This is a genomic window from Micromonospora violae, assembly GCF_004217135.1.
Taxonomy (GTDB): Bacteria; Actinomycetota; Actinomycetes; order Mycobacteriales; family Micromonosporaceae; genus Micromonospora; species Micromonospora violae.
Window position 1 is genome coordinate 6751222 of record NZ_SHKK01000001.1, and the last position, 25805, is coordinate 6777026.

25 protein-coding genes are annotated in these 25805 nt (G+C 72.4%); 10 read left to right on the plus strand and 15 right to left on the minus strand.

Annotated elements, in window-relative coordinates; all coding sequences use genetic code 11:
• Window positions 1-219 precede the first annotated feature (219 nt).
• A complete protein-coding gene (locus tag EV382_RS30655; protein WP_130407626.1) occupies window positions 220-1380 on the plus strand; it encodes an FAD-binding oxidoreductase in 1161 nt (386 codons plus the stop codon).
• A gap of 92 nt (window positions 1381-1472) precedes the next feature.
• Here the strand turns inward: EV382_RS30655 and EV382_RS30660 are convergent, their stop codons facing one another.
• The gene (locus EV382_RS30660; protein ID WP_130407628.1) at window positions 1473-2360 is read right to left on the minus strand and encodes a fibronectin type III domain-containing protein; all 888 of its coding nucleotides are present in this window, start codon (window positions 2358-2360) and stop codon (window positions 1473-1475) included.
• Between the two features lie 184 nt (window positions 2361-2544).
• On the opposite strand from EV382_RS30660, the gene EV382_RS30665 reads away from it, so the two are divergent.
• Window positions 2545-3189: an 8-oxoguanine DNA glycosylase OGG fold protein gene (locus EV382_RS30665; RefSeq protein WP_130407630.1), complete on the plus strand. Its 645-nt coding sequence runs from the start codon at window positions 2545-2547 to the stop codon at window positions 3187-3189.
• A 5-nt stretch (window positions 3190-3194) separates the two neighbouring features.
• Here the strand turns inward: EV382_RS30665 and EV382_RS30670 are convergent, their stop codons facing one another.
• Both EV382_RS30670 and EV382_RS30675 read right to left on the minus strand, forming a co-directional pair.
• The gene (locus EV382_RS30670) at window positions 3195-3563 is read right to left on the minus strand and encodes a DUF4180 domain-containing protein (protein WP_130407632.1); all 369 of its coding nucleotides are present in this window, start codon (window positions 3561-3563) and stop codon (window positions 3195-3197) included.
• Window positions 3556-4008 (minus strand): helix-turn-helix domain-containing protein, encoded by a 453-nt coding sequence (locus EV382_RS30675; RefSeq protein ID WP_130407634.1) that lies wholly within the window; start codon window positions 4006-4008, stop codon window positions 3556-3558. Before EV382_RS30675 ends, EV382_RS30670 begins: the two co-directional genes overlap by 8 nt.
• A 170-nt stretch (window positions 4009-4178) precedes the next feature.
• Here EV382_RS30675 and EV382_RS30680 point away from each other — a divergent pair, with 170 nt between their 5' ends.
• Complete coding sequence (locus EV382_RS30680; RefSeq protein WP_130407636.1) at window positions 4179-7424, plus strand: ATP-binding protein; 3246 nt, start codon at window positions 4179-4181, stop codon at window positions 7422-7424.
• Between the two features lie 47 nt (window positions 7425-7471).
• Here the strand turns inward: EV382_RS30680 and EV382_RS30685 are convergent, their stop codons facing one another.
• Both EV382_RS30685 and EV382_RS30690 read right to left on the minus strand, forming a co-directional pair.
• On the minus strand, window positions 7472-8440 hold the full coding sequence (locus EV382_RS30685; protein ID WP_130407638.1) for an alpha/beta hydrolase: 969 nt from the start codon (window positions 8438-8440) through the stop codon (window positions 7472-7474).
• A gap of 66 nt (window positions 8441-8506) precedes the next feature.
• Complete coding sequence (locus tag EV382_RS30690) at window positions 8507-8812, minus strand: putative quinol monooxygenase (RefSeq protein ID WP_130407640.1); 306 nt, start codon at window positions 8810-8812, stop codon at window positions 8507-8509.
• 157 nt (window positions 8813-8969) lie between these two features.
• Between EV382_RS30690 and EV382_RS30695 the strand changes: the two genes are divergently transcribed.
• Complete coding sequence (locus tag EV382_RS30695) at window positions 8970-9875, plus strand: AraC family transcriptional regulator (protein WP_130407642.1); 906 nt, start codon at window positions 8970-8972, stop codon at window positions 9873-9875.
• Between the two features lie 105 nt (window positions 9876-9980).
• On the opposite strand, the gene EV382_RS30700 is transcribed toward EV382_RS30695, so the two are convergent.
• Genes EV382_RS30700 through EV382_RS30710 form a run of 3 tightly spaced genes read right to left on the minus strand, consistent with a single transcriptional unit; the run spans window position 9981 to window position 12428 of the window.
• Window positions 9981-10838, minus strand: coding sequence for an ABC transporter permease (locus EV382_RS30700; protein ID WP_130407644.1), 858 nt, complete (start codon window positions 10836-10838; stop codon window positions 9981-9983).
• On the minus strand, window positions 10835-11848 hold the full coding sequence (locus EV382_RS30705) for an ATP-binding cassette domain-containing protein (RefSeq protein WP_130407646.1): 1014 nt from the start codon (window positions 11846-11848) through the stop codon (window positions 10835-10837). The genes EV382_RS30700 and EV382_RS30705 overlap by 4 nt, the downstream gene beginning before the upstream one ends.
• A 25-nt stretch (window positions 11849-11873) precedes the next feature.
• On the minus strand, window positions 11874-12428 hold the full coding sequence (locus EV382_RS30710; protein ID WP_130407648.1) for an NADPH-dependent FMN reductase: 555 nt from the start codon (window positions 12426-12428) through the stop codon (window positions 11874-11876).
• A gap of 132 nt (window positions 12429-12560) precedes the next feature.
• On the opposite strand from EV382_RS30710, the gene EV382_RS30715 reads away from it, so the two are divergent.
• Window positions 12561-13076, plus strand: a complete 516-nt coding sequence (locus tag EV382_RS30715; RefSeq protein WP_130407650.1) for a GNAT family N-acetyltransferase — start codon at window positions 12561-12563, stop codon at window positions 13074-13076.
• 25 nt (window positions 13077-13101) lie between these two features.
• Here the strand turns inward: EV382_RS30715 and EV382_RS30720 are convergent, their stop codons facing one another.
• Window positions 13102-14088 (minus strand): aldo/keto reductase, encoded by a 987-nt coding sequence (locus tag EV382_RS30720; protein ID WP_130407652.1) that lies wholly within the window; start codon window positions 14086-14088, stop codon window positions 13102-13104.
• Window positions 14089-14171: 83 nt separating this feature from the next.
• A complete protein-coding gene (locus EV382_RS30725) occupies window positions 14172-14927 on the minus strand; it encodes an SDR family oxidoreductase (RefSeq protein WP_130407654.1) in 756 nt (251 codons plus the stop codon).
• Between the two features lie 102 nt (window positions 14928-15029).
• Between EV382_RS30725 and EV382_RS30730 the strand changes: the two genes are divergently transcribed.
• Window positions 15030-15866, plus strand: coding sequence for a helix-turn-helix transcriptional regulator (locus EV382_RS30730; protein WP_130407656.1), 837 nt, complete (start codon window positions 15030-15032; stop codon window positions 15864-15866).
• Between the two features lie 105 nt (window positions 15867-15971).
• Here EV382_RS30730 and EV382_RS30735 read toward each other — a convergent pair whose 3' ends face one another.
• Together EV382_RS30735 and EV382_RS30740 are read right to left on the minus strand one after the other, a co-directional pair.
• Entirely contained in the window at window positions 15972-16823 is an 852-nt protein-coding gene (locus tag EV382_RS30735; RefSeq protein WP_130407658.1) for an aldo/keto reductase, read from the minus strand.
• A gap of 97 nt (window positions 16824-16920) precedes the next feature.
• A complete protein-coding gene (locus tag EV382_RS30740) occupies window positions 16921-17886 on the minus strand; it encodes a LysR family transcriptional regulator (RefSeq protein WP_130407660.1) in 966 nt (321 codons plus the stop codon).
• Between the two features lie 52 nt (window positions 17887-17938).
• On the opposite strand from EV382_RS30740, the gene EV382_RS30745 reads away from it, so the two are divergent.
• Together EV382_RS30745 and EV382_RS30750 are read left to right on the plus strand one after the other, a co-directional pair.
• Entirely contained in the window at window positions 17939-18883 is a 945-nt protein-coding gene (locus tag EV382_RS30745) for a serine hydrolase (protein ID WP_130407662.1), read from the plus strand.
• 155 nt (window positions 18884-19038) lie between these two features.
• Entirely contained in the window at window positions 19039-20016 is a 978-nt protein-coding gene (locus EV382_RS30750; protein WP_130407664.1) for an MBL fold metallo-hydrolase, read from the plus strand.
• A gap of 41 nt (window positions 20017-20057) precedes the next feature.
• Here the strand turns inward: EV382_RS30750 and EV382_RS30755 are convergent, their stop codons facing one another.
• From EV382_RS30755 to EV382_RS30765, 3 genes are read right to left on the minus strand one after another with little or no spacing between them, the layout of a single operon-like run.
• Window positions 20058-20600 carry a DUF1697 domain-containing protein gene (locus tag EV382_RS30755; RefSeq protein ID WP_130407666.1) on the minus strand — a complete coding sequence of 181 codons (543 nt, stop codon included), beginning with the start codon at window positions 20598-20600 and terminating at the stop codon, window positions 20058-20060.
• A 29-nt stretch (window positions 20601-20629) separates the two neighbouring features.
• Window positions 20630-21298 carry a response regulator gene (locus EV382_RS30760; protein WP_130407668.1) on the minus strand — a complete coding sequence of 223 codons (669 nt, stop codon included), beginning with the start codon at window positions 21296-21298 and terminating at the stop codon, window positions 20630-20632.
• Entirely contained in the window at window positions 21295-22452 is a 1158-nt protein-coding gene (locus tag EV382_RS30765) for a sensor histidine kinase (protein ID WP_244236864.1), read from the minus strand. The genes EV382_RS30760 and EV382_RS30765 overlap by 4 nt, the downstream gene beginning before the upstream one ends.
• 169 nt (window positions 22453-22621) lie before the next feature.
• Here EV382_RS30765 and EV382_RS30770 point away from each other — a divergent pair, with 169 nt between their 5' ends.
• Both EV382_RS30770 and EV382_RS30775 read left to right on the plus strand, forming a co-directional pair.
• Window positions 22622-23371 carry an ABC transporter ATP-binding protein gene (locus tag EV382_RS30770; RefSeq protein WP_130407672.1) on the plus strand — a complete coding sequence of 250 codons (750 nt, stop codon included), beginning with the start codon at window positions 22622-22624 and terminating at the stop codon, window positions 23369-23371.
• Complete coding sequence (locus EV382_RS30775) at window positions 23365-25794, plus strand: ABC transporter permease (RefSeq protein ID WP_244236865.1); 2430 nt, start codon at window positions 23365-23367, stop codon at window positions 25792-25794. Before EV382_RS30770 ends, EV382_RS30775 begins: the two co-directional genes overlap by 7 nt.
• The last annotated feature ends 11 nt before the right edge of the window (window positions 25795-25805 follow it).

The window sequence follows — 25805 nt, forward strand, 5'->3', positions numbered from 1 at the left end:
CCCGCAGTCTGCCCGATTAGACAGTCGCCGCGTGGCGCACATACCGGTCACACATGCCGGCAACGATCACCGCGGCATGCCGTTGTGCCTGGTCAAGCGCGACAGTCGACGCATGGCCCGGGGCGGGTGCCTTGTCCCGGAGTTGCGCCGGCCCTCAACGGCGCAGCTCCGCCCCGCCCGCCCCGGTGCCAGCCCAGGAATCAACCACTTGGAGCCGGCATGCGCACCGTGAACGACGACCACGCGACTCGTGCGAGCCTGGCCGCCGCTTGGGAGTCGGTCGACGTCCGGGCCGCCGGGGACTTCTGGTGCACAGTCGAAGACCGCCGACCCGGGTTGCTCCCGCAGCGCGACGCGCCGCTGTTCTTCACCGCGCTGGGCTGCCTCCTGATCGGCGATGACGCCCCGGCGAACCGGGCGGCGCTGCTCCTGCTGCTCGGCCGCGCGTACCGTCGTTTCGACCTGCTCCCGCACACCAGCACCATCGGCGACGCGCTGCTCGCCACCGTGGCCCGCCATGCCCGTCCGCTGTGGACCCCGCAGCTCGCCACCGCCGCCGAGCGTGCCCTGTGCCGCGCCACGCGCGCCATCCGCCGCGCCGCCGCGCAGGCCGACGCCGGCCCGGCCTGGTGGCACGTCGAGGTGATCGGCCATGACCGGCCGTCGCCCAACATCGCCATTCTGACGGTACGTCCCTGGCGGCGGCTGCCCTTCCAGCCAGGTCAGGCCCTGCCGGTCTGCACGCCGCGCATGCCCGGTCACTGGCGCTGGCTCTCGCCGGCCAACGCCCCACGCCCCGACGGCACCGTCGAGCTGCACGTCCGCGCCGTACCCGCCGGCACCGTCTCCCACCGCCTGGTCCATGAGGTACGCGCCGGAGAGCCGCTCTGGCTCGGCCCACCCGCCGACACCGGGCTGAGCCTCGACCCGGCGAGCACGGGCGATCTGTTGCTCGTCGCCGGTGGCACCGGCCTGGCGCCGCTGCGCGCCCTGGTCGAGCAGGTCGCCGCCGCACCGGACGGCCGGCGGGTGACGCTCGTCGTCGGTGCGCGCACCTTCACCGACCTGTACGACCCGATCGCCCTCGACAAGCTGCAATGCGCCCACGACTGGCTGACCGTCGTGCCGGCGCTCTCCGACGACCCCTGCGCCGAGCCCGCCGAGCGGGGCGACGCCCTGACCATCGCCCTCGACTGTCACCAGCCCGACCAGGAGATCTACCTTTGCGGCCCACAGGCGATGCTGGCCGCCGCGCGGCCACGGCTGCGCGCCCTCGGCGTCCCCGCCACCCGCATCCACCTGCCCCACGCCCCAGCGCCCGGGGTGCCGGGCGGTGGGGTGCAGTTCCCCGAGAAGGTTGATGTCTGTGAGTCATCGTGATGACCCACAGACATCACGCTCATCAGGACAAGGCCATCCGGACCCGGGGCGCGCCGGTCGCCCGGCGCATGGTCGGGAGTGGCTGGGAGCGGTCAGGAGTAGGTGTCGCCGAACTCGCGTACGCCGTCCACATCAAGCGTGATCCGGTCGTTCGAGGTCCACTGCCCGGTCGCGGCGAGCCAGCTCGGGTCGTCGCGCTCGTCGATGGCGCTCCAACTGTGCCGGTGGTGCCGTAGCTGGATCGGCCCGGTCGACTGGCCCGGCGCGAGCGTGCCGTCGGTGAAGGTCAGCTCCACCCAGCCGGGGACCGGCGTTCCCGGGAGCGGGTAACCCGGCGGAGCTGGCGTCGTCAACGCCCCGGGCGGCGGCCCGCCCGGCGGGACGAAGAACTGCACGGTCTGCTGGATCCGGTCACAGCCCAGCGCCGCCCAGTCGCAGTTCGGCACCAGCGAGGTGTTGCCGCCCTCGAAGATCAGGTGGTAGCGCACCTGCACGGTGCTCAGGTCGAGCGGCCCGGCGCCGGTGTTGGTGACCTTCAGAAGGTGTTGGATCTGACTGTTGGTCGGCGACCAGTCGAGGTTGAGGTAGCTGACCGTCGCGCGGCCCGCTGCGGTGCGCACGGTGGTGGTGGGCGAGGTGTCGGAGTAGCCGCCGAGCGCGCGGGCGGCAATCCCGATCCGGTACGTCGTGCCGGGCGCGAGGTCGGTCAGCGTGATCGTGGTGTCGGTCGTGGAGCCGAGGAAGCGGTACGTGTTCGGCCCCAGCGGCACCTGCACCTCGTAGTTGATCGGCTGCTCCGCGCCGGGCTCCACCCAGGCCGAGGGTGCCCAGCTGAGCGTGAGCTGATGCGGCTCGTTGACGACCACGGTGGGGGTGCCGGGGGTGCTGATCGCCGGGCCGTCGGCCCGGGCGGCGTTGACGGCGAGCAGGCTCGCCAGCGCGGCGAGGGCGATGGTGGCGGTGACGCGGCGAGCAGACATAGCCGAATGATATGCACCAGCGTCGATGCCTGCGCATCGTCCGTCAGTCCAGTGACGCCGCCGATGGAGCCACGCCCATGCCACCGATACCGCGGTTTGCCGTCGGCGGGCGGCGCCGGGAAGCGCCCGCCCATAGCGTCCGACCCACTGGGTTCCGCGAGCGCGCGACCTGATGGAGGCGACCATGCAGACGACCGAAGGTGTGGTGTTACCCGGCGAGCGGGCCCCGGTCACGGTGAACGTCGACCGGTGGCGGGCGGGGCTGCCGCCGGACGCGTGGCCGGACACTCTTCCGGCCAGCGGTGAGATCTGGCGGCATGACGTCTTCGCGGTGAGCGAGGCATGCCGCGCGGGTGTCGCGAGCCCGCGGCAACTACTGACGGCCGTGCTGGTCTGGGCTTACGGACCCATCGGGTACGGCCCGTGGCGCGCCGCCAGGTCGCTCGACGCCGACCCGGAGGGCAAACGCCTGGCGTGCGCGCTGGAAGGGGTGTCCACGCCATCGCCTGACGAGGACGCGCTCTGTACGGCGTACCGCCGCTTCCGTGACCCCGACCAGGCCCGTCTGCCCTGGTTGGGGCCGGGCCTGGTCACGAAGGTCCTCTACTTCGTCGGCTACCGGCGTGGGACGGGCGGGGTGGGCGGGGTGCAGCCCCTGATCCTCGACCGTGTCGTGGCCAGCCGACTCCCGGCCGAGGCGGGTGTCGGCCGGCGCAACGGCTGGTCGTCCGAGGAGTGGTTGGCCTACCTGCGGTGGGCGGCCGAGCAGGCTCGGGTCAGGGGAGTGGAGCCGGACGCGGTGGAGATGGCGCTCGCGCCCGACCGGTGAGGTGGCTATCCTCCGGCGCGCAGGCGGGCGTCCAGTGCGTCGAGGTCGGGGACGAACCAGATGTGCCCACCCTGGTTCGACTCGTGCACCAGCGCGCGCAGCGCGGAACTCTCCGCGAGCTGCGCCGAGATGTCGCCGACGACTGCCAGCCGCACCCGGTAGTTGACGAACTTCTGCATCACGTCCCCGGCGAAGCGGGTGCCCAACGAGAAGAAGCGGTCGTCGAGCCGGTTGGCCGGCACGGCGACCACCTGCGCGCCGAGGAAAGCAGCCCCGATCAGGTCCAGTGCATCCTGCTCGGTAGCCACCGGTGGCCCCGCCGGGTCGCAGACCAGCACCGGCACTCCGGCGCGCTCCTGGATCTCGTCAGGCATCGTGGACCTCCCGGTCGAGCAGGCCGTTGTCGGCGTTGAGTACGGCGTCGAGCAGGTGTAGCAATTCAGCGGTGGCAGCCGGGTCACCCAGGATGATGATCTTCATGCGGTGGCGTTGCTCGTCGTACACGGTCTGCACCCGCAGCGGGTTGGCCTGGTCGTGGCCGGTGTTGGCGCTGGTGAGCACGAGCGTGCCGAGCCGGTCGGCGGCGGCTCTGTCGACACCGTCGATCTGGACGATGCTCGACACCTCCGCCTGCCTGGCGACGCTGGGCGTGGTCGGGGCGTGGCCGGTGAGCGCGTCGAGATCACTGGCGGCGATCCGGTACTGCTTGCCGATCCGCACCGCCCGCAGCCGGCCCGAGCGGATATAGCTGCGCACCGTCCTTACGTGCAGCCCAAGCCGGTCGGCGACCTGCTCAACTGAATACATGTCCTCCGTCATCACTCCCTATCGTACGCGCATAGGGAAGGTTAGGGACAGATGGGGGATGATTTGTTGACGACATCAGCTCTCAAGCGCCCGGACAACGCATGCGCTCCCACGTCCAGGAGAGGGGGTCGGCCGGCTAACTCGCTCGCGCTGTCGGACGGTTGCCGTACCGTCTGGAAACCATGGACGCGCGGCGCGGCGACGCCATCATCGGGCGGGATCATCCTGCGGGCCTGTTGCGCGCCGAGTTGGATCGCGCCACCACCAGCCACGGCGGGCTCGTCCTGGTCACCGGCGAGCCGGGCATCGGCAAGACGACCCTCGTCACGTCGGCCGCCCGCGAGGCCCGGCAACGCGGCGCGCTGGTGCTCGGCGCCGCGTGCTGGGATTCCGACAGCGCTCCCGGCTACTGGCCGTGGGTGCAGGTGCTGCGCGGCCTGCGGCGATCCGCCGACGACTGGGCGGTGGCGCGGGCGGACGCCGAGCCGGCCCTCGCGGCGCTGCTCGGCGACGCCGACACCAGCAGCGAACAGGCCGTGCGCGCCGCCAGTTGGGCCGGCGTCGACACCGGTGGGGACAGCGTCGACCAGGAGGCGTTCGCGCTGTACGACGCGGTGACCGCCGCGCTGGTCTCGGTCTCCCAGCAGCGGCCGGTGGTGGTCGTCCTCGACGACCTGCACTGGGCTGACCCGGCCTCCCTGCGGTTGCTGAGCTTCGCCGCCCAGCACACCTGGTTCGAACGGTTGCTGCTGGTCGGCACCTACCGCGACGCCGAGGTCGAGGCGGGCGAGCAGCACCCGCTGCGCCCCCTCCTGATGCCGCTGGTCGCGAAGGCCACCACGATCACCCTCACCGGTCTGGCCCGCGACGAGGTGGCCGCGCTGATGGCACGCACCGCCGGGCGGGAACCCGACGGCGACCTCGTCGACGAGGTGCACCGGCGTACCGGGGGCAACCCGTTCTTCGTCGAGCAGACCGCCCGGCTGTGGCACGCCGACGACGCGGCCGGCGCGATCGCACCCGGCGTACGGGAAGCGGTGCGTCTCCGCCTGGCCCAGTTGCCGCCGGCCGTGGTCGAGGCGCTCACCGTCGCGGCCGTGCTGGGCCGCGAGTTCCACCGCCAGGTCCTGGCGGCCTGCGACGCCGCCCCGGTGGCACAGGTCGATCGGCTGCTCGACCGCGCGGTGAGCGCCCGGTTGGTGATCGCCCGGGGCGGCGGCCGGTTCGCCTTCGCGCACGACCTGGTCCGGGAGACCCTCTACGACGGGCTGTCCCACGACGAACGGCAGGCGCGGCACGGCGCGGTCGTCCGGGCGGTCGACGACCTGCGGGAGCTCACCGATCAGTTGGTCCCGGCCGACCTCGCCCGGCACGCCTACCTCGCCGGCCCCGCACTCGACCGCGCCCGGGTGGCCACGCTGCTGGTCGCCGCCGGGCGGGACGCATTCAGCCGGCTGGCCGCCGACGAGGCGGCGGTGCACTTCCGCCGGGCGTTGGAGGTCGTCGAAGACCGGGAGCAACGGGTGCGGATCCTCGTCGAGTTCGGCGAGGCGCAATATCACCACGCCGGCCGGGAAGAGGCCACGGCACTGCTCATCGAGGCCGGGGCGCTGGCGCGCACACTCGACGACCCGGTGCTGCTGGCCCGCGTCGCCCTCATCGTGAACCGCGCCCGTCAGGTGGAGACCACCCACTCGGTCGACGCGGCGGAGCTGCTGCGTGACGCGTACCGGAAGTTGATCGGCGAACCGGCCGCCGACGCGTCGGTCGGCACGCTGGTCGCCGACCTGATCACCGCCACCGAGACCATCGCCCGTCGAGGGCAGGACGACGAGGCGCTCACCTTCAGCCTCTGGGCCCGCCACGACACCACCTGGGGGCTGGGCACGGCGGCGGCCCGCGCCGCGCTGACCACCGAGATCCGGGACGTGGCCCGCCGCACCGGAGACCGGGAGACCGAGCTCTGGGCCACCTCGCTGCGCTGGGTGGCGCTGCTCGAGTTGGGCGACCCGCACTTCAACGAGGAGTTCGCCACGTTCGTCACCGTGGACCAGCACGGCGACTCCACCCGGCACCACGTGGCGGCGACCGTCGACAGCGGGATCATCGCCGCCTTCCGGGGTGACTTCGCGGAGGCCGACGAGCGGTTCGCCTTCCTCGGTGATTCCTCCGACCCGAGCCATGCCGAGTTCGGGTTCATGGGCCATCACCTGCGCTGGTCCCGGCTGCTGCTCCAGGGTCGGTTCGCCGAAGCCGAGACGCTGCTGGACGGGCTGGCCCCGGTCGACTACCCCTACCAGGAGTTGCTGCGGGCGATCACCGCGGCGGAGCGGGGCGACAGCGCGACGGCGATCCGGCTGACCGCCGGGATCGAGGCCGCGGCGATCCGGTACCCGCGTCCGGTGTCGCCGCTCTGGCTGCGGTTACGGGCGCAGGTCGCCGCCGCATCCGCCGACCCGCGGCGCTGCGACGCCGCGCGGGCCGCACTCGCCCCGCACCGGGGAGAGTGGACCGTGGGGCTTTTCGGCTGCGACATCAGCGGCCCGGTCGACCACTGGTTGGCACTGATCGACGCCGCCCAGCAACGCTGGGACGACGCCATCGCCGGCTTCACCGCCGCCCGTGAGTCCGCCGAGCGGTTGGGCGCCCGCCCCTGGTCGCTCATCGCCCGTGCCGGTCTCGTGAACGCCCTCGCCGGCCGGGGTCACCCGGGCGACGCCGCGACGGCGGCCGCGCTGCGCGCCACCACCGTCGAACACGCGGCGGCTCTCGGCATGACGCAGGTGCTGCACCGGCTCGCCGCCCCGACCGCTCCCGACGCCGACCACCCAGATCAGACCGTCGCGCCGGGCCAGGCCGTGCCGGGCGTGCCGGCCATCGAGGGGTACGAGTTTCGGCGCGACGGGCCGGTCTGGCAGCTCGCGTACGACGGTGTCGTGGTGCATCTGCCCGACGCCAAGGGTCTGCACGACCTGCACCTGCTGTTGAGTAGGCCGGGCAGCGACGTGCCGGCGGTGGAGTTGCTCGACCCGGCCGCCGGGCCGGAGTTGGTCGCCGCCCGCCGGATGGGGGCCGACCCGGTCCTCGACGACGAGGCGAAGGCCCGTTACCGGCGGCACCTGGCCCGTCTTGACGAAGAGATCGACCGGGCCGCTGCCCGCGATGACGACGAGAAGGTGTCCAAGCTGGACGCCGAGCGGGGCGCGTTGCTCGACGAGTTGCGTGCGGCGGCGGGGCTGGCCGGTCGGAGCCGCCGCCTGGGCGACGAGGCCGAACGGGCCCGCAAAACGGTGACCGCGCGAATCCGCGACACGCTCCGCAAGCTCGACGACCGGCACCCGGCACTGGCAAGCCACCTGCGCGACTCCGTCTCCACCGGCACCACCTGCTGCTACCGACCCGCCGAGCCGCTGCCCTGGCGGCTCTGAACCCACGGCCGGCGCGACAGATGGTCGGCGCCGGCCGCGGGCCCGGCTCAGTCCTTGAGATCGGGGCTGGGTTCCAGGACCCGGGCGAGCCAGTCGGCCTGGGTGCGCCGTGCCGCGTCGGAGACGCGAACGTGCGGGAACAGCGCCGAGAATCCGTGGAAGCCGCCAGCCCACAGGTGCAGTTCGGCCTGGCCGCCGGCGGACCAGATCCGGGTGGCGTAGGCGACGTCCTCGTCGCGGAACACCTCGGCGGTCCCGGCGTCGATGTACGTGGTCGGCAGACCGGACAGGTCGTCCGCCAGCGCGGGTGAGACGTACGCGGAGACGTTCTGGTCGGGGTGCTCGCCGAGGACGCTGCGCCACCCGAACTCGTTCATCTCCCGGGTCCACACGCCGTCCAGCCCGCTGTACTGGCGACTGGAGGTGGTGTCGTTGCGGTGGTCGAGCATGGGGCAGGACAGCAGTTGGGCGGCGATGGTCGGGGTGTTGCGGTCGCGGGCCATGAGAGTGACCCCTGCGGCCAGGCCACCTCCGGCGCTGGCGCCGGCCACGACGATGCGGGCCGGGTCGATGCCGAGATCCGCAGCGTTCTCGGCGACCCAGAGCAGACCGTGGTAGCAGTCCTCGACCAGGGTTGTGCCGGTTGCCTCCGGGGCCAGCCGGTAATCCACGGTAACCACGACGGCACCGAACCGGTCGAGCCATTCCAGCGGAACGTCGATGTTCGAGAATCGGTCGCCCCACATCATCCCGCCGCCGTGGATCCAGTAGACGCAGGGCGCGCCGGCGGCCCGATCGGTGGGGCTGAGGATGGACAGCGGGATCGGCGTTCCGTCACCGGCGGGCACTGTGACCTCGCGCCGGGAGACCGCGCGGCCTTCCAGGTGGGTCTCGATCGACGGCTGGGGGAAGTGGCGCAGTTGGTCGATCACCTCGGGGCCGAGGGGCGGCATGGGCGGCAGTTCGGTCAGGGGTACGAGCAATTCGGGGTCGATGCCCGGTCGGGGGAGGTTCATCGTGGGTCCTTTCGCGGGTGCGGGGTGCGGGGTGCGGGTGCGGGGTGAGGGGGTGCGGTCGCCGGCTCAGAAGGTCGCCTTGCCGCCGACCGGCACGGCGTCGGTGTACGTCGAGTCGCCGGCCAGCAGCGGCTGAAGCTTCGTGACCAGGGCCTGCGCCTGCTCCCCGGCGAAGAACGCGCTGTGCGCCTCGGCGCTGGTCCAGCCTTCGGTGACGTGGACGACGTCGGGGTTCGAGGCCGAGCGGGACACCAGGAAGACGAGGCAGTCGTCGTGCGGCAGGGACGGCGCGTCGAGCAACAGGTGGATCAGCTCGTCCGCCTTTCCCGGCTGGGCGGTCATGGTGGCCTGGAACCCGTGGTGAACGGTCATCGAAGTGACTCCTAATCGTCGAGCTCTTGCTGCGGCTCCGGAAAACTGACTCTTCAATAAGAGCATCGTCACCTGCGGAAACGTTAGAAGAATGCTCTCCCGTACTTGCCTGATCCTCTCGTTGTGGCGAGCATCGGTCATGTGCTTCAATCGGGCCGTGTACCTCGACGAGCTGCGGACGTTGCTGTCCCGCCATGCCCGCCCGGACATGTCCACACCCATCCAGGGGGTGCTGATTTCGAAGGTCGACCAGCAGACCGGGCCAACCACGTCGATGTCGGGCACCGTGCTGGCGCTCATCGCCCAGGGCGCGAAGCGGATGGCGCTCGGTGACCGTGTGTACGAGTACCGCGCGGGCCAGTACCTTGTGGCGTCGGTGGATCTGCCGGTCACCGGCCGGTTCACCCAGGCCAGCGCCGACACGCCGGCGCTGGGGTTCGGGCTGGTGCTGCACCCGGCCACGGTCGCGGAGTTGCTGTTGCAGGCGGCACCGGGCGATCTCCCACCCCTGTCGGGCGGGACGCCCTCCGGGATGGTGGTCAGCGACGCTCCGGCCGAGCTCGGCGACGCGGTGGTCCGATTGCTTCGGCTACTGGACCGGCCCCGGGACGTCACGGTGCTCGCGCCCCTGATCAAGAGGGAGATTCTCTGGCTGCTGCTCACCGGGGAGCAGGGGGCCGCGGTCCGGCAGCTCGGCCTGGCCGACAGCAGCCTCAGTCACATCGCCCGAGCGGTGCGGTGGATCCGCGACCACTACGCGCAGGCGTTCCGGGTGGAGGATCTGGCCCGGCTGTCCGGGATGAGCGTGTCCGCGTTCTACCGCAACTTCCAGGCGGTGACCGCGATGAGCCCGATCCAGTTCCAGAAGCAGATCCGGTTGCAGGAGGCCCGGCTCCTTCTCGCCACCCATCCCAACGACGTCACCGGGGTGGGAATCCGCGTCGGCTACGAGAGTCCTTCGCAGTTCAGCCGTGAGTACCGTCGCCAGTTCGGCGCGCCGCCCAGCCAGGACGCCAGCCGCCTGCGCGGCATCACCCGAGTCGAGGTGCCGGCGGTCGTCTGATCGACAACCGAACAGCCGACGGGTGCCGCCACAGCCGACGGGTGCCGCCACAGCCGACGGGTGCCGCCACAGGTGGCGGCACCCGTCAATCGGGGTCGGAGCAGGTCAGCGGCGGTTGTACCTGTACATGGTCAGCGTGCCGAAGATGAGCACGAAACCGGCGCTCCACAGCAGCAGCCACATCGTGGCCGACGGGTCCGACTCGCCGCTCATCGCGCCTCGGATCGCGGCCACCAGCTGCGTCACCGGGTTGACCTTCACGAACGCCTGGAGCCAGCCGGGCATGGTGCTCGGCTCGACGAAGACGTTGCTGAGGAACGTCAACGGGAACAGCACCATCATGCTGACCCCCATCACCGACTTCTCGCTGCGCAGGATCAGCCCGAAGAACGTCCACACCCAGGAGAACGCGAACGAGAAGACCACCAGCAGCCCGATCCCGGTGGCGACACCGAGCGCCCCGCCTTCGGGCCGGAACCCGAGCACCAGCCCGAGGCCCAGGATCACCAGGGCGGCCAGGATGTAGCGCAGCACGTCGCCGAAGATCATGCCGACCAGGGCGGCCGGTCGCCAGACGGGCAGCGTCCGGAACCGGTCGAAGATGCCCTTCTCGATGTCGGTGTTGAGGCCGATACCGGTGTACATGGTGATCATGACGACGCTGGTCACCATGATGCCGGGCAGGAAGAACTGCAGGTAGTCGCGCGGGCTGCCGGCGAGAGCGCCACCGAACAGGTACGTGAACATCAGCACCATGATGATCGGGAACGCGGTCACGTCGAAGAGCTGCTCCGGCACGTGCTTGATCTTCAGCATGGCCCGCCAACCGAAGGTGAGCGACGCGCCCAGCGCGCTCGGCCGGGGCGGTCGGGCACCGGGCGCGAGGACTGTCGCCAGCGCCTCGGCGGACGGTACGTAGACGGACGGCGCCCGTTCGGTGGTGGTGGTCGTGGTGTCGCTCATCGGGCAACCTCCAGTTCGTCGCCGCGCTCGTCGGCCGGCACCGCCGGGTGGTCGGTCAGGGCCAGGAAGACCTCATCCAGGCTGGGCTGGCCGAGGGAGAAGTTGTCCACCGCGATGCCGGCGCGGGCCAGGTCGCTGAGCACGCGAGCGGCCTGGGCGCTGGCGTCGAGGTCGGTGCCGGCCTCACCGACGCGGGCGGTCAACGCCACCGGGTCGGCGGCCAGCTGCACCGGTACGTCCAACGCCTCCCGGAGCACCCGTTCCGCCTCGGGTCGCTGACCGGGGTCGCGCAGTCGCAGGTGCACGGTGCCGGAGCCGACCGACGACTTCAACTCACCCGGGGTGCCCTCCGCGATCACCCGGCCGTGGTCGACGACCGCGATCCGGCCGGCGAGCTGGTCCGCCTCGTCGAGGTACTGGGTGGTCAGCAGCACCGTGGTGCCGTGCGACACCACCGCCCGGACGATCTCCCACACCTGGTTGCGGCTGCGCGGGTCGAGACCGGTCGTCGGCTCGTCGAGGAAGAGCAGATCGGGTGTGTTGAGGATGCTGGCGGCGATGTCGATGCGCCGCCGCATTCCACCCGAGTACTTCTTCACCTGGCGGTCGCTCGCCTCGGTCAGGCCGAACGCGGCGAGCAGGGCGGCCGCGCGCTCCCGGGCGGCCGGCTTGCGCAGGCCGAGCAGGCGGGCGAGGAGGACCAGGTTCTCCGTGCCGGTCAGGTCCTCGTCGACCGAGGCGTACTGGCCGGTGAGGCTGACCCGGGAGCGGACCTTGTCGGCCTCGGCGACCACGTCGTGGCCGAACACCCGGGCGGACCCGCCGTCGGGGCGCAGCAACGTGGCGAGCACCCGGACCGCGGTGGTCTTGCCCGCCCCGTTCGGCCCGAGCAGGCCGTAGACGGTGCCGGCCGGCACCTGGAGGTCGATCCCGGCCAGCGCCCGGGTGTCCCCGAACGAGCGGGTCAACCCGTCGGCCTCGATGGCCAGCCCGGTGGTGCGTCTACTCATGATTCTTACCTTCCGTCGGACGTGTTCAGGAGACGTAGGGGCGAGCCGCCCGGCCGGCTCGCAGGGCCAGGCCCCACCAGCGGACCTGGTCGAGCAGGACGCCGGCGTCGCGGCGCAGCTCGTCGGTGCACTGCGGGGTCGGCCCTGAGGCGAGCAGGTCGATCCCGACGACGTCGCGCACCGTCATCGCGTGCAGCGCGGTGAAGACCGTGCGCAACTGGTCGACGGCGTGCCGGCCGGTGGACCGACAGCCGTACGACACGAAGCCGACCGGTTTGGCCTGCCACTCGTCGTACGCGTAGTCGATGGCTTGTTTCAAGGGGGCCGGGAAGCTGTGGTTGTACTCGGGGGTGACCACGACGAATGCGTCCGCCCGGCCCACCTCGTGGACGAACGCCCGGATGGACGCGGTCGGCTCGGCGGGATAGCTGGCCGGGAAGTCGTACTCGGTCAGGTCAACGACCGTCACCGCCAGGTCGTCGTGCCGCGCGGCCTGCTCGACGAACCAGCCGGCGACCCGGTCGCCGACCCGCCCCTCCCGGGTGCTGCCGACGATCACGGCGATCCGCAACGGTGTCATGACCACCACCCCCTCCCATGGTGAAGGCGCGAGGTGACGACAGAAACCCGCTAGATCTGATCTAGCGGGCGCGGTTTCGGGCGCGATGTCGGTGGGATCGGCTTGACTGGGCTCGACGAACAAGGGAGCGCAATGACCCAGGTACGCATTGAGCCGTGGCGCGAGGACGACCTTGACCTGCTGCGGCAGCTCAACTCACCGGACACCCGCAAGCACACCGGCGGGCCGGAGACCGACGAGCAGGTGCTCGCCCGCCACGACCGCTATGTGCACTTCGCCGACACCGGGCAGGGTTGCATGTTCACGCTGGTGCTGCCGGACGGGACACGGGCGGGCAGCGTCGGCTACTGGGCCCGCGAGTGGCGCGACCAACCGGTGTACGAGCTGGGCTGGGCGGTGCTGCCCGCGTACCGGGGGCGGGGGCTGGCCACCGACGCGGTGCTCGCGACCCTCGACGTGGCCCGCGCCCGACGGGACCGGCGTCACGCGCACGCGTACCCGTCGGTCGACAACCCCGCCTCGAACGCGGTGTGCCGCAAGGCGGGGTTCACGCTGCTGGGCGAGACCGGTTTCGAATACCCGCCGGGGCGGATGATGCGTGCCAACGACTGGCGACTGGACCTGACCGCCCCACCGACCGGGAGCTGAGGTCGGCGGGGCGGCTGGTGGCAGGTCACCAGGTGGTGTCGAGGCGGTGCCGCTGCTCGGCGGTCAGTTCCAGGTCCACGGCGGCCAGGCTCTCGTCGAGCTGAGCCACCGACGAGGCGCCCACCAGTGGGATGGACGGCAGGTCGCCGCCCAGCAACCAGGCGAGCACCACCTGGTTGACGGTCGCGCCGGTCTGCCCGGCCACCTCCCGCAGCGCGGCCATCCGGCGCGGCGCGCTCGGCAGGTCGTACGCCTCGCTGAGCGGCTTGTCCGCCCGGGTGAAGGCCCCCTTGAGCAGCGGCGAGTACGCCACGAGGGTCAGCGCGGGTTCGGCACGCAGGTAGCTGAGCAGGTCACCGCTGACACCGCCCGGCTCGCCGTCCGGGTCCAGCGCGCTGGCCAGGTCGGTGCGGTTGGGCAGGTAGCTGCGGTGGTACTGGAGCACCTCGTACCCGGGCAGGCCGGCGGCGGCGGCCAACGCGCGGGCGCGCTCGACCCGCCAGGCCCGGTGGTTGCTCGCCCCCAGCAGGCCCACCGTGCCCTCGGCGACCAGGTCGGCGAAGCCCTCCACGGTCTCCTGAAGCGGCACCGTCCGGTCCTCGATGTGCGCGTAGAGCAGGTCCAGCCGTTCCACACCGAGCCGTTCCCGGCTGCGCTCCGCCGACTCGCGGATCACCTTGGCAGAGAGGCCCTCGGCGTTGTCCAGGTAGCTGGTCCCCGGGGCCAACGGCCGGCCACCCACCTTGGTGGCGATGACGATCTCGGTGCCGACGCCCCGGCTGCGCCGCCACCGGCCGAGCAGTTCCTCACTCTGCCCGCCCTGCCCGCCGTCCACCCAGAAGGCGTAGTTGTCGGACGTGTCGATGAACGTGCCGCCGGCCTCGACGTACCGGTCCAGGATCGCGTACGAGGTGGCCTCGTCGGTGGCGCTGCCGAAGAGCATCGCGCCGAGGCTGAGCACGCTCACCTCGCGTCGGGTCGCCGGGTCGGTGCCGATCGTGCGGTACCGCATGGGGGTCTCCTCTCGCGCGCCCTACCGGTGGGCGCACCGATCACCCTGCAACCTGGAGCGCGCTCCAGGTCAAGCGCTCATCGTCACCAGGGCAGCACGCCGTACCCACCGCCGGCGTCCATCTGGAAGCCCCACAGCAGCCCGTTCGGTCCGTCGGCCGGCAGCGTCGCAAGGTGCACGCTCACCTCGGCGCCCTGCTCGGCGGTGCGGAAACCGCTGTTGCCGTTGAAGTCGGTGGCGCAGTAGCCCGGGTTCGCCGCGTTCACCTTGATCCGGGTGTCCCGCAGCTCCTTGGCGTACATCGCGGTGAGCATGTTCAGCGCCGCCTTCGACGACGGGTATGGCACGGAGGCCAGCTCGAACAGCGCGCCGTCCGGGTTGGTCATCACCGCGATCGAGCCGACCTCGCTGGAGACGTTGACGATCCGGGCCGCGGGGGCCCGCAGCAGCAGCGGCAGCAGCGCGTTGGTCACCGTCGCCACCCCGAACACGTTCGTCTCGTACACCCGGCGCAGCGTCGCCACGGTCGTCGCGCTGGGCAGCGCCCGCGGGCCGTCGCCGAGAAAGATGCCGGCGTTGTTGACCAGCACGTCCAGCCGGCCGTACTCCGATTCCACCAGCTTTGCGGCGGCTGCCACCGATTCGGCGTCGGTGACGTCCAGCGGCACGAACCGGGCGTCCGCTCCGCCGTCGCGCAGCTCCCGTTCGGCGGCTCGGCCCCGCTCGGCGTTCCGCGCGCCCACCAGCACCGTCATTCCGAGGGCGCCGAGCTGTCGGGCGGTGGCGAAGCCGATTCCTTTGTTGGCCCCGGTGATCAGGGCGATCCTGTTCGTGGTCATGCCCTCGACGGTGCCCGTCCGGCCCGCCCGGCGGGAGAGACCGGCCGAGGCTGGGATCGGCGGTACCACCCTCGCCGCCACCGGCTGAGGCACGCTTGACACATGACCGACCTGCGTCGTGACGAACTGGCGGCGTTCCTGCGCACCCGCCGCGCCCGGCTGCGCCCCGCCGAGGTCGGGCTCCCCGAGGGCGAACGCCGGCGCACCCCCGGGCTGCGCCGGCAGGAGGTAGCCCAACTCGCCGGGATGTCGATCGACTACTACATCCGGTTGGAGCAGGGCCGCGGGCCGCACCCGTCCCGGCAGGTGCTCGCCTCAATGGCCCGGGCGCTGCTGTTGAGCCGGGACGAGCGCGAGTACCTGTTCCGGGTCGCCGGGGAGACCGCGCCGCCGGCCGGCGGGCCGAGCCGGGTGGTGCCACCCGGGCTGCGGCACCTGATCGACGCGATGACCGAGACGCCGGCGTACCTCGTCGACGCCGCGTACCAGGTGCTGGCCTGGAACCGGCTGGCCACCTACTTCGTGGGGGATCTCGCGGCCGTGCCGGACGCGGACCGCAACATGATCCGCTGGGCGTTCCGGCAGCCGGCGACCAGCAGCCGCTGGACCGATGCCGACACCCTCCGGTTCGTCCGTAGCACCGTGGCGGACCTGCGGGCCGCCTACGGTCGTTATCCGGCCGACCCGGCGATCCGTGAGCTGGTGACCGAGCTGCTCGGCACCTCGCCGCGGTTCGCCCAGCTCTGGGCCGAGCACGACGTCGAGGAACGCCGGCCCATCGTGAAGCGGGTGCCACACCCGGACCTGGGGCTGTTGGAGTTCGAGTGCCGGGTGCTGCTGGTGCCGGAGACCGACCAGCGGATGATCGTCTACGTTCCCGAGCCCGGTTCGCCGACCCAGGCGGCGTTCCGCCGGGTCGCCGAACGTGTCGGCTCCTGACCTCACCGAAGAGCGCCATACCGCACAGTCATCGTTATGACTGTGCGGTATGGCGCTCGCGGGAACATCACCGCCGGATAGCCGCCGGAGACCCGGCGGTTCGGCTCAGTTGGGCAGGTAGGCGAAGGTGTCCGGGTGCGGGCCCTGCCGGCCGGCCTCGCCCTTGTCCAGCTCGGTGATCCGCTCCATCGCCACGTCGTCCAGCTCGAAGTCGAAGATCCGGGTGTTCTCCTCGATCCGCTTCGGGGTGGTCGACTTCGGGAAGATGATGTCGCCGCGCTGCACGTGCCAGCGGAGCACCACCTGCGCCGGGGTCCGGCCGACCTGCTCGGCGATGTCGACCACCGTCGGGTCGCCCAGCACCTTGCCCTGCGCGATGGGCGACCACGCCTCGGTGAGGATGTTGTGCTCGCGGCCGTAGGCGCGGACCTCGTCGTTGGTGAAGTACGGGTGCGCCTCGATCTGGTTGACCGCCGGCACGACGCTCGCCTCGTCGGCCAGTCGCTTCAGGTGCGACACCTGGAAGTTCGACACGCCGATCGAGCGGGCCCGGCCGTCGCGCTGGATCTCCTCCAGCACCTTCCAGGTCGAGACGTAGTCGCCGTCGTACAGGGTCGGCAGCGGCCAGTGGATCAGGAACAGGTCGATGTAGTCCATCTTCAGCGCCGCGAGCGTCGAGTCGAACGCCTTGCGGGCGTCGTCGGGGCGGTGGAAGGCGTTGTTCAGCTTGCTGGTCACGTAGACCGAGCCCCGGTCGAGACCGGAGACGCGTACCGCCTCGCCGACCTCGGCCTCGTTGCCGTACATCTGGGCGGTGTCGATGTGCCGGTAGCCGATCTCCAGCGCCGTGGTCACCGCCGCGACGGTGTCCTTCGGCTCGATCTGGAACACCCCGAAACCGAGCTGCGGAATGGTGGTGCCGTCGTTCAGGCTGATGTCGGGAATCGTGATTGCCACTGCAGCTCCTTCGCGTCTTTGTTACCTGTCATCCATACCCGGGCGGGTGGACGAATCACCGCCCAACCGCGCGTGACGAACGCAACGGCGAATCGGTTCACCCGGTCGTGTCGAACAGCACCGGCCAGGGGCGTGCCGCCGGCACCGACGTCGCGGGCGGCGCGGGCGCGGTGGGCTCGGCGTCGGCCAGCACCTCCGCGGCGAGCTGGCCGAACATCGCCGCCGCAGGGTGCGCCGACCGGTCCGGCCAGGCCGCCGAGGTGCGCTTCGCCAGCGGCGCGTCGACGATCGGCCGCCACGCGATCCGGGGTTCCCGGCGGGCCACCGCCGCCGGTTCCACGGCCACCCCGCCTCCGGCCAGCACCAACCCGCACAGGAATTCCGGGTTGCGGGCCGGGCGTACCCGGGTCGGGCGCCAACCGTGCTGCCGGCACACCGTCAGTAGGTGGTCGTGCCAGCCGGGGGCGGTGGCGCGGGGCGCGGCCACCAGATCCCGGCCGGAGAGCGACGCGAGTGACACCGTACGGCCGCGGGCCAGCGGCGAGGTGCGCGGCAGCAGCACCCCCAGGGGTACGTCGACCGGGGCGCCGAAACGCAGCCCGTCCGCCGCCACCGGGTGATGAACGAGCCCCACGTCCAGGGTCCGTTCGGCGAGCATCCGCACCTGCTCGGCAGTGGTCAGCTCGTGCAGTTCCACGTCCAGCCCGGGCGCCCGGTCGTTGAGGCCGTCCAGCAGCGAGCGCAGCGTCACGGCGGGTGTCTCCGGCGGCACCCCGGCCCGGAGTACGCCCAGCTCACCGGCGCGCACCTGCCCCATCAGGCTGCGCAGTCGACCCTCACCGGCGAGTAGTTCCTCCGCCTCGCCGAGCAGCAGCTCACCGGCGGTGGTGAGGCGGACCTGGCGGCGGGACCGGTCGAACAGCTCGACGGTCAACTCCCGCTCCAGCCGCTGGATCGACTGGCTCAACGGTGGCTGGGCCATCCCGAGCAGCTCCGCGGCCCGGCCGAAGTGCAGTTCGTGTGCGACCACCACGAAGTGCCGCAGGTGCCGGAGCAGATCCACGGCCGGGACCCTACGCCAGCGCCGCCCCGGCGCCGCTGGATACCGTGCCGGGGTGGACGTGGGGGAACGCATCGAGGCCATCTTCGCCGCCGTCGGGGTGACGGCCAGCCTGCACGTCGTGGACCTGGACGCCGTCGACCTGAGCGCCGTCGAGGGCGGCGGCACGACTGACGGCGGCGGCCCGGTCGGCGGCGGCCTCCGCGAGGTCGGGGTACGGGCCGACGAGCAGGCGGTGATCGCCTCGATCTTCAAGATCCTGCTGGTGCTGGAGTTCGCCCGGCAGGTGGAGGCCGGTCAGCTGGACCCGACCGAGCGGGTGGTGGTCACCGCCGCCGACCGGCTCGGTGGGTGGGGTCTGGCCGGCTGCGCCGACGACGCCGAGGTGTCGCTGCGCGACCTCGCGTACTTCGCCATGTCGGTCAGCGACAACACCGCCGCCGACCTGCTGCTGCGCCGGGTCGGCCCGGACCTGCTGCCGATGCTCGCCGCCGAGTTGGGACTGACCCGCACCCGTCTTCTCGGTGGTCCCCGGGAGTTGGTCGAGATGATGCTCGCCGACGTGGGCGCCCGGACCGAGGCGGAGTTCGCCCGGATCTTCCCGACGCTGCCGGCGGACCAGGTCCGGGCCATGCGGGTCTTCGACCCCGCGCACACCACGTCCAGCACCGCCCGGGAGATCACCCGGCTGCTCACGCTGATCTGGCGGGACGAGGCCGGACCAGCGGCGGCCTGCGCGATGGTCCGCACCTGGATGGCCCGGCAGATCTTCTGGACCCGACTGGCCGCCGGTTTCCCGCCCGGCGTCCGGGTCTCCGGAAAGACCGGCACCCTGCCCGGGTTCCACCTGGAGGCCGGGGTCGCCGAATACCCCGACGGGGGCCGGTACGCGATAGCCGTGTTCGCCCGTGCCGAACAGTTGACTCCGCGCCGCATCGACGTGGACCTGGCGATGGGGGAGGCGGCCCGGACGGCCGTCGAGGCGCTGCGCGGCGACTGATTTCGCGCCCGTCCGAACGCCGTGGCACCCCCACCGGGCAGCACCGATATCCGCGGGCATATCGGAGCCGACGGCCTTCGATCTTGGACTGCGGCCCGGTGGCGCTGCTTGGCTCGTGGTCGACCCAGACGCCCGACCACGGGGAGTGGAACCGCATGCCCAGTCTCGACCGCCGACGCTTCCTGCGCGACGCCGCCGCCACCACCGCACTGGTCTCCGCCGGTGGCCTCGCCGCCGGCGTCGCCACCCCGGCGCAGGCCGCACCCTCGACCGCCGCACCCGCACCGACCGCTCGCCCGAAGCGGGCGGTCAGCTTCCGCTGGTGGGGTACGGCCGGCTGGCGCGTCGACATCGGCGACCGCACCGTCCTCGTCGACCCGTTCCTCAGCCGGATCGACACCGGGCTGTTCACCGGGCCGTTCCGGACGGACACCCCGCTGACCGTGCGCCCCGACGTGATCGACCCGCGCGTCGACCGGGCCATGACGGTGCTGGTCACGCACACCCACTGGGACCACTTCATGGACGTGCCGTACATCGCCGGGCGCACCGGCGCGCGGGTGTTCGGCACGCTGACCGCGTACCACCTGGGGTTGGCCTACGGGTTGCCGTCGACGCAGCTCAGCGCCGTGAAGGGTGGGGAGGTGCTGGACTTCGGCGACCACAGCGTCGAGGTGGTCGGCTCACTGCACAGCCGTAACCCGTCGTACTCGGTGGCCTTTCCCGGGGTGCGGGTGACCCCGCCACCGCAGCCGGCCACCATCGCCGACCTGCCCGAGGGCGACACGCTCGGCTACCTGCTGCGGGTCGACGGCGGCCCGTCGGTCTACTTCACCGGGGCCAGCGACGTCGCTGAGCGGAACCTCACCGGGCTCGCGCCCGACGTGGCGATGGTGGCCATGCAGAACGCCACCACCACCGGCGACTACCTGCCCCGGCTGCTGGCCGGCCTCGACTACCCGAAGGTCGTGGTGCCGGTGCACTACGACAACTTCGAGACGGCGTTGCAGAACCCGCCGACGGTCGCCGAGACCGACCGCGCCCGGTTGAACGACATGATCGCGGCCATCCGCCGGATCTCGCCGCGCAGCCGGGTGCTGGTGCCCGAGTACGAAACCGCGTACCACTTCTGAGCCGCGCCGGTGGGGGTCGCTGGCCGCGGCCCCCACCGTGCTCAGCCGGCGGTCAGCTCGGCCAGGGCCCGCACCGACTTCCAGTTGCGGGTGGTGGCCACCACGCCCAGCTTCTTCTCCAGGTACGCGTTGGTGAACTTCGAGCGCCCGTAGCCGCCGCCGACGTAGTGCAGGAACACCTCCCGGCCGGTCACCGTGAACGACACGTTCTCGCCGTTGGGCACGGCGAGCGCGTCCACCATGGACGCCTTCGGCGCGGTCGCGAGGAACGCCACCAACAGTCGCGTCGGGTCGTCCTCCCGGTCGGCGTACGGGTTGCCGCCGGCGATCGCCGCCAACTCCCGGCCGCTGCGCACCAGTACCGGCACCGTCAACGCCAACTCGTCGGTGAGCGCCCGTTCGATCCCGGCGGCCAGCTTCTCCGCGTCGCGCACCGTGCTGCCGAAGGCCACATTGCCGCTCTGCAGGTACGTCTTGACGTCCTCGTGGCCGAGGTCGGTGACGATCCGGCGCAGGTCGGCCATCGCCAGCCGGGTGCTGCCGCCGACGTTGACCCCACGCAGCAGGGCGACGTACCGGGTCACGGCTCCTCCTCGGGTCCGGGCCGACCGGCTCAGCGTAGGCCGCCCGGCCCCACCAGGCCCGTCTCGTACGCGACGATGACCAGTTGCGCCCGGTCGCGTACCGCCAGCTTGGTCAGCAGCCGCCCGACGTGCGTCTTGACGGTGGCCTGGCTGAGGTTGAGGTGCGCGGCCAACTCCGCGTTGGACAGGCCCCGGGCGATCAGCGCGAGCACCTCCCGTTCCCGGTCGGTCACCCCGTCGAGCTGCCGGGGCAGCGGACGGGTCGGCTCCGGCTGCCGGGCGAACTCGTCGATCAGCCGGCGGGTCACCGTCGGCGCGAGCAGCCCCTCCCCGGCGGCGACCACCCGGATCCCGGTCAGCAGGTCCGCCGGTGGGGTGTCCTTCAGCAGGAACCCGCTGGCCCCGGCGCGCAGCGCGCCGTAGACGTACTCGTCGAGGTCGAACGTCGTCAGGATGATGACCCGGCTGCCGGCCGTCGCCGGGTCGGCGCAGATCCGCCGGGTCGCCTCGATGCCGTCCATCTCCGGCATCCGGACGTCCATCAACACCACATCCGGCCGGTGCCGCTCGGCCAACGCGACGGCCTGCGCGCCGGTGCCCGCCTCGCCGACGGTGGTGCAGTCCGGGCTGAGGTCGACAAGCAGCCGGAAACTGCCGCGCAGCAGCGCCTGGTCGTCGGCGATCAGGACGCGGATCACGCCGCCACCCGGTAGGGCAGGCTGGCCGTCACCGCGAAACCACCGTCGGCGCGGGGGCCGGCACGGAACTCCCCGCCGTGCAACGCCACCCGTTCCCGCATGCCGATCAACCCGTGCCCCTCCCCGCCGAGCAGAACCGGCCGCTGGCCGTCGTCGGTCACCTCCACCCGCACCTCGTCGGGTAGGACGGTCACCGTAGCCCGGCAGGCGGCCGGTGCCGCGTGCTTCACCACGTTCGTCACCGCCTCCTGCACGATCCGGTACACCGCGAGGCCCACCGACTCCGGCACCGCGCCGGCCGGTTCCTCCCGCCGTACGTCGAGCTGCACGTCGACGCCGCCGATCGCGGCCTGCCGGGCGAGGACCGGCAACTCGTCCAACCCGGGCGTCGGCGCGTACGGGCTGTCCTCCCGCAGGACGCCGAGCACGCGACGCACGTCGGTCAGCGCCGTACGGCCGGTCTGCTCGATCACCCGCAGCGCGGCGCCCGCCTCGCGGGGGTCGGCCTCGGCGACGTGGTTGGCGACGGCCGCCTTCACCACGATGAGGCTCAACGTGTGCGCGACCACGTCGTGCAGCTCGCGCGCCACCCGCAACCGTTCCTCGGTGGCGGCCTGACGGACCAGGTGGTCACTCTGCCGGACGGCGAGGGCGCGGCGCTCCCGGATCAGCCATCCGATCACCCAGGCCGGCGCGACCATGACAGCGGCGTAGACGACCGCGCCGGTCCGCGACCAGAGGTCACCCGCGGTCAGCACCAGGGCGACGCTCACCAGCGCGAGACAACCGGCGGCGCAGAGCATCGACCGGCGGGTGGGTGTCGACACCGCCACCGTGTAGAAGGACAGGCCGATGGCGAGCGCCGGCGCGGCGGCTGCGAAGTTGGGTATCACACCGGTGACCAGGGCAACGGTGGCGACGGAGCTGATCACGGCGGCCACCGTCATCGGCCACCGTCGCCGCACTGCCAACGGGAGCCCGAGGGCCAGCCCCACCAGCACGGAGACCCAGAGCGGCTCGCGTACGCCACCGTGCAGCGGCGACTCCAACGCCGCGTACGGGCAGAGCAGGCCACCGACGGCCACCGCCAGCAGAGCGTCCACGGTGTACAGGTCCGCCGGCCGCATCCGTCGGGTCAGCAGGAGAGCGGTCACCCGTCGAACGGTATCGGCCGTCGGGGCCGGCCGCGTCCGCCTGTGGGCGGTCATCCCACAGGACGACGCGCCGGTGCCTCCGGGCCTCCGACTCCACCCGGGGGAGGGCCGGAAAGTGCCCGCCCCGGCACGACGCGCCGCAGCCCCGGCATTCGGCACGGTAACGGTCATGACCACACACACGGTGACCCTGGTGGGGCTGCGCGCGGTGTACGGCACCGGAAGCCGGCGGGTGACGGCGCTCGACGGCGTGACCACCGACTTCGCGAGCGGTACGTTCACGGCGGTGATGGGCCCCTCGGGCTCGGGAAAGTCCACCCTGCTGCACTGCGCGGCGGGGTTGGACCGCCCGACCGAGGGGGTCGTCACGATCGACGGCACCCGCCTCAACGACCTCGGTGAGGACGAGCTGACCCGGCTGCGGCGGGACCGGATCGGCTTCGTGTTCCAGGCGTTCAACCTGGTCTCCACCCTGACCGCCGCGCAGAACGTCGAATTGCCGGCACGGCTGGCCCGCCGCCGCCCGCCGGCCCACGAGGTCGCCGCCGCCCTCGACGCCGTCGGACTCGCCGACCGGGCCGGGCACCGGCCCAGTGAGCTGTCCGGCGGCGAGCAGCAGCGCGTCGCCGTGGCCCGAGCGCTGATCACCCGCCCGGCGGTGGTCTTCGCCGACGAACCGACCGGGGCACTGGACAGCGCGTCCTCCCGGCAGGTGCTGCGGCTGTTGCGCGCGCTCGTCGACGACCACGGGCAGACCGTCGTGATGGTGACCCACGATCCCGCCGCCGCCGCGTACGCCGATCGGGTCCTGCTGCTGGCTGACGGCCGGGTCGTCGACGAGCTGACCGGCGAGATCACCGCCACTGCCGTCGCCGCCCGGATCGCCGAGCGGGAAGCCGTCGCGGAGTCGTCGTGCTGAGCGTCCGGCGGTCGGCCAGCGCGTTCGTGGCCGTCGCCATCGGGGTCATGCTGGTCGCGGCGGCCACCCTGCTGCTCGCTTCCGGGCGTCCGCAGGTGCCGGACCGGTTGACCCGGGCGGCGGTGGTGGTGCAGAGCCCCGAGGCGGGCGCGTCGGCTGACGAGTTCGTGCCGACCCGGCCCTGGTCGGCCAGCGCGGCGGCGGAGTACGTCGGCAGGCTGGCCGCTCTGCCGGACGTCGTCGCGGCGGTGCCGGACCGCACCTTCTACGCGCAGCCGCTCGTCGACGGCCGGCCCGCAGCCGTCGACACCCGGCGGGAGGACGCCTACCAGGGGCACGGCTGGTCCAGCGCCCAGCTGGGTGGGGTCCGCCTCACCGCCGGCGAGCCACCGCGTGGGCCCGGCGAGGTGGTCGTCGACCGGGCGCTCGGCCTGCGCGCCGGCGCGCCGGTGACCCTGCTGACCGCGGCGGGGCCGGAACCGTACACCGTCAGTGGTCTGGTCGACGGGCCTGGCGTGCACGTCGCCGACGAGGTCGCCGCCGCGCTCGCGCCCGGCGTCCGGGCGATCGGGCTGATGCTCGCGCCGGGGGCCGACGCCGAGCGGGTCGCCACGGCGGCTCGTGGAGTCGTCGGCGGTGACGGACGGGTGCTCACCGGCGACGCCCGGGGGGCGCTGGAGCCTCGCGGTGACGCCCGCACCCGCTGGATCGGTCTCCAGGTGCTCAGCGCCACGGTGGCCCTCGCCAGCTTCGTCACGGTGTTCGTGGTCGCCTCGACCTTCGCGTTCACCATCGCGCAGCGCCGCCGTGAGCTGGGCCTGCTGCGCGCCGTCGGCGCCACCGGACGCCAGGTCCGCCGGATGGTCTACGCGGAGGCGCTCGCCGTCGGTGCCACGGCGGGGCTGGTCGGCCTGCTGTTGGGCGCGGCGCTCGCCCCGTCGTTGGGTCGGCTGCTCGTCGACTTCGGCTACGAACCGTCGACGTTCCGGGTCGGCTACGACCTCTGGCCGATCGCGGTCTCGCTGGCGGCCGGGCCGGTCATCGCGGTGCTGGCCGTCTGGTCGGCGTCGCGCCGGGCGGCGCGGGTCCGCCCGTTGGAGGCGCTGCGTGACGCCGCGGTGGAACAGCGACCGATCGGGCGGCTGCGCGCCGCCACCGGGGTGCTGCTCGTCGCGGCGGGGGCCGCTCTCAGCCTGGGCACGGCGACCGCCGACGAGGCTCGGGTGGCCGGGCAGTACGCGCTCTACGCGGTGATGGCGCTGGTGGCCGGTGCCACCGTGCTCGCCCCGGTGGTGGTCGGGCCGCTGGTGCGGGTGCTGCGCTCGCCGGTGCGTCGGCCCGGTGGGGCGATCGGGATGCTGGTGCGCAGCGGGGCGCTGACCGCGACCCGGCGGACCGCCGCCATCGCCGCACCGGTGCTGCTCACGGTCGCGTTCGCGGTGCTGGTGTCCGGAATGGTGCGCACCACCAGCGCCGCGTACGCGGCCGGTCGGGTGGACAATGTGAACGCCGGCTGGATCGTCGTACCGGACCGGGCGCCCGGCCTCTCCGACCAGGCCGTCGCCGCGACGGGCGGCACCGCCCTGTTGCCGACCACCGTCTACCGCACCGAACCCGGGACGTCGCCGGAGAACCAGCCGATGACCGCGCTCGGCGTGGAACCGGAGGGCTTCGCCGCCGCGAACCGGGTGCTCACCGTCGTCGCCGGTACGCTGAACGACCTGACCGGCGACGACACGGTGGTGGTCACCGCCTCGGCGAACCGACTGCCGTCCGAGCCGTACCCGGTGGTCTTCGCCGACGGGACGTCGGTGTCGTTGCGCGTCGTCGCCGTGGTCACCGACACCTCCATCCCCGGCGACCTGCTCGTACCCCGGGCCGTGGTGCGAGCGCACGACCCGTCCGCGTTGACATCCACGGTGTACGTCCGGGACCGCATCGATCCGCCGGTCGGCGCGCGGATCCTCGACGTCCCGGCCTGGGCGGCCGAGGCGGACGCCGCCGAGGACCGCCTCGTCTGGCTCTTCACCCTGCTGCTGATCGGTGTGTCCGCCGGCTACGGGGCGATCGCGGTGGCGAACACGCTGTTGCTGGCCGCGGCGGGCCGAGCCGCCGATCTCCGCCTGATCCGGCTGGCCGGGGCGACCCGACGGCAGGTCATCTGGCTGGTCACGGCGGAGTCGGCCCTGGTGGTGCTGATCGGTTCGCTGCTGGGTGGGGCCGTGGCGTTCGTCGGGCTGCTCAGCATCAGCGCCGGCCTCGCCGAGCAGGTCGGCGCCCCCGTCGACCTGGTGATGCCGTGGCCGGTGGTCGCCGGGGTGGTGGGGCTGTGCCTGCTCTTCGCGGTGCTGTCCAGCGTGCTGCCGACGTGGCGGTTGCTGCGTCACCGTCCGGCACGGTCACCGGTCGGCCTGGTCGGCTGACCGCGCCCCCC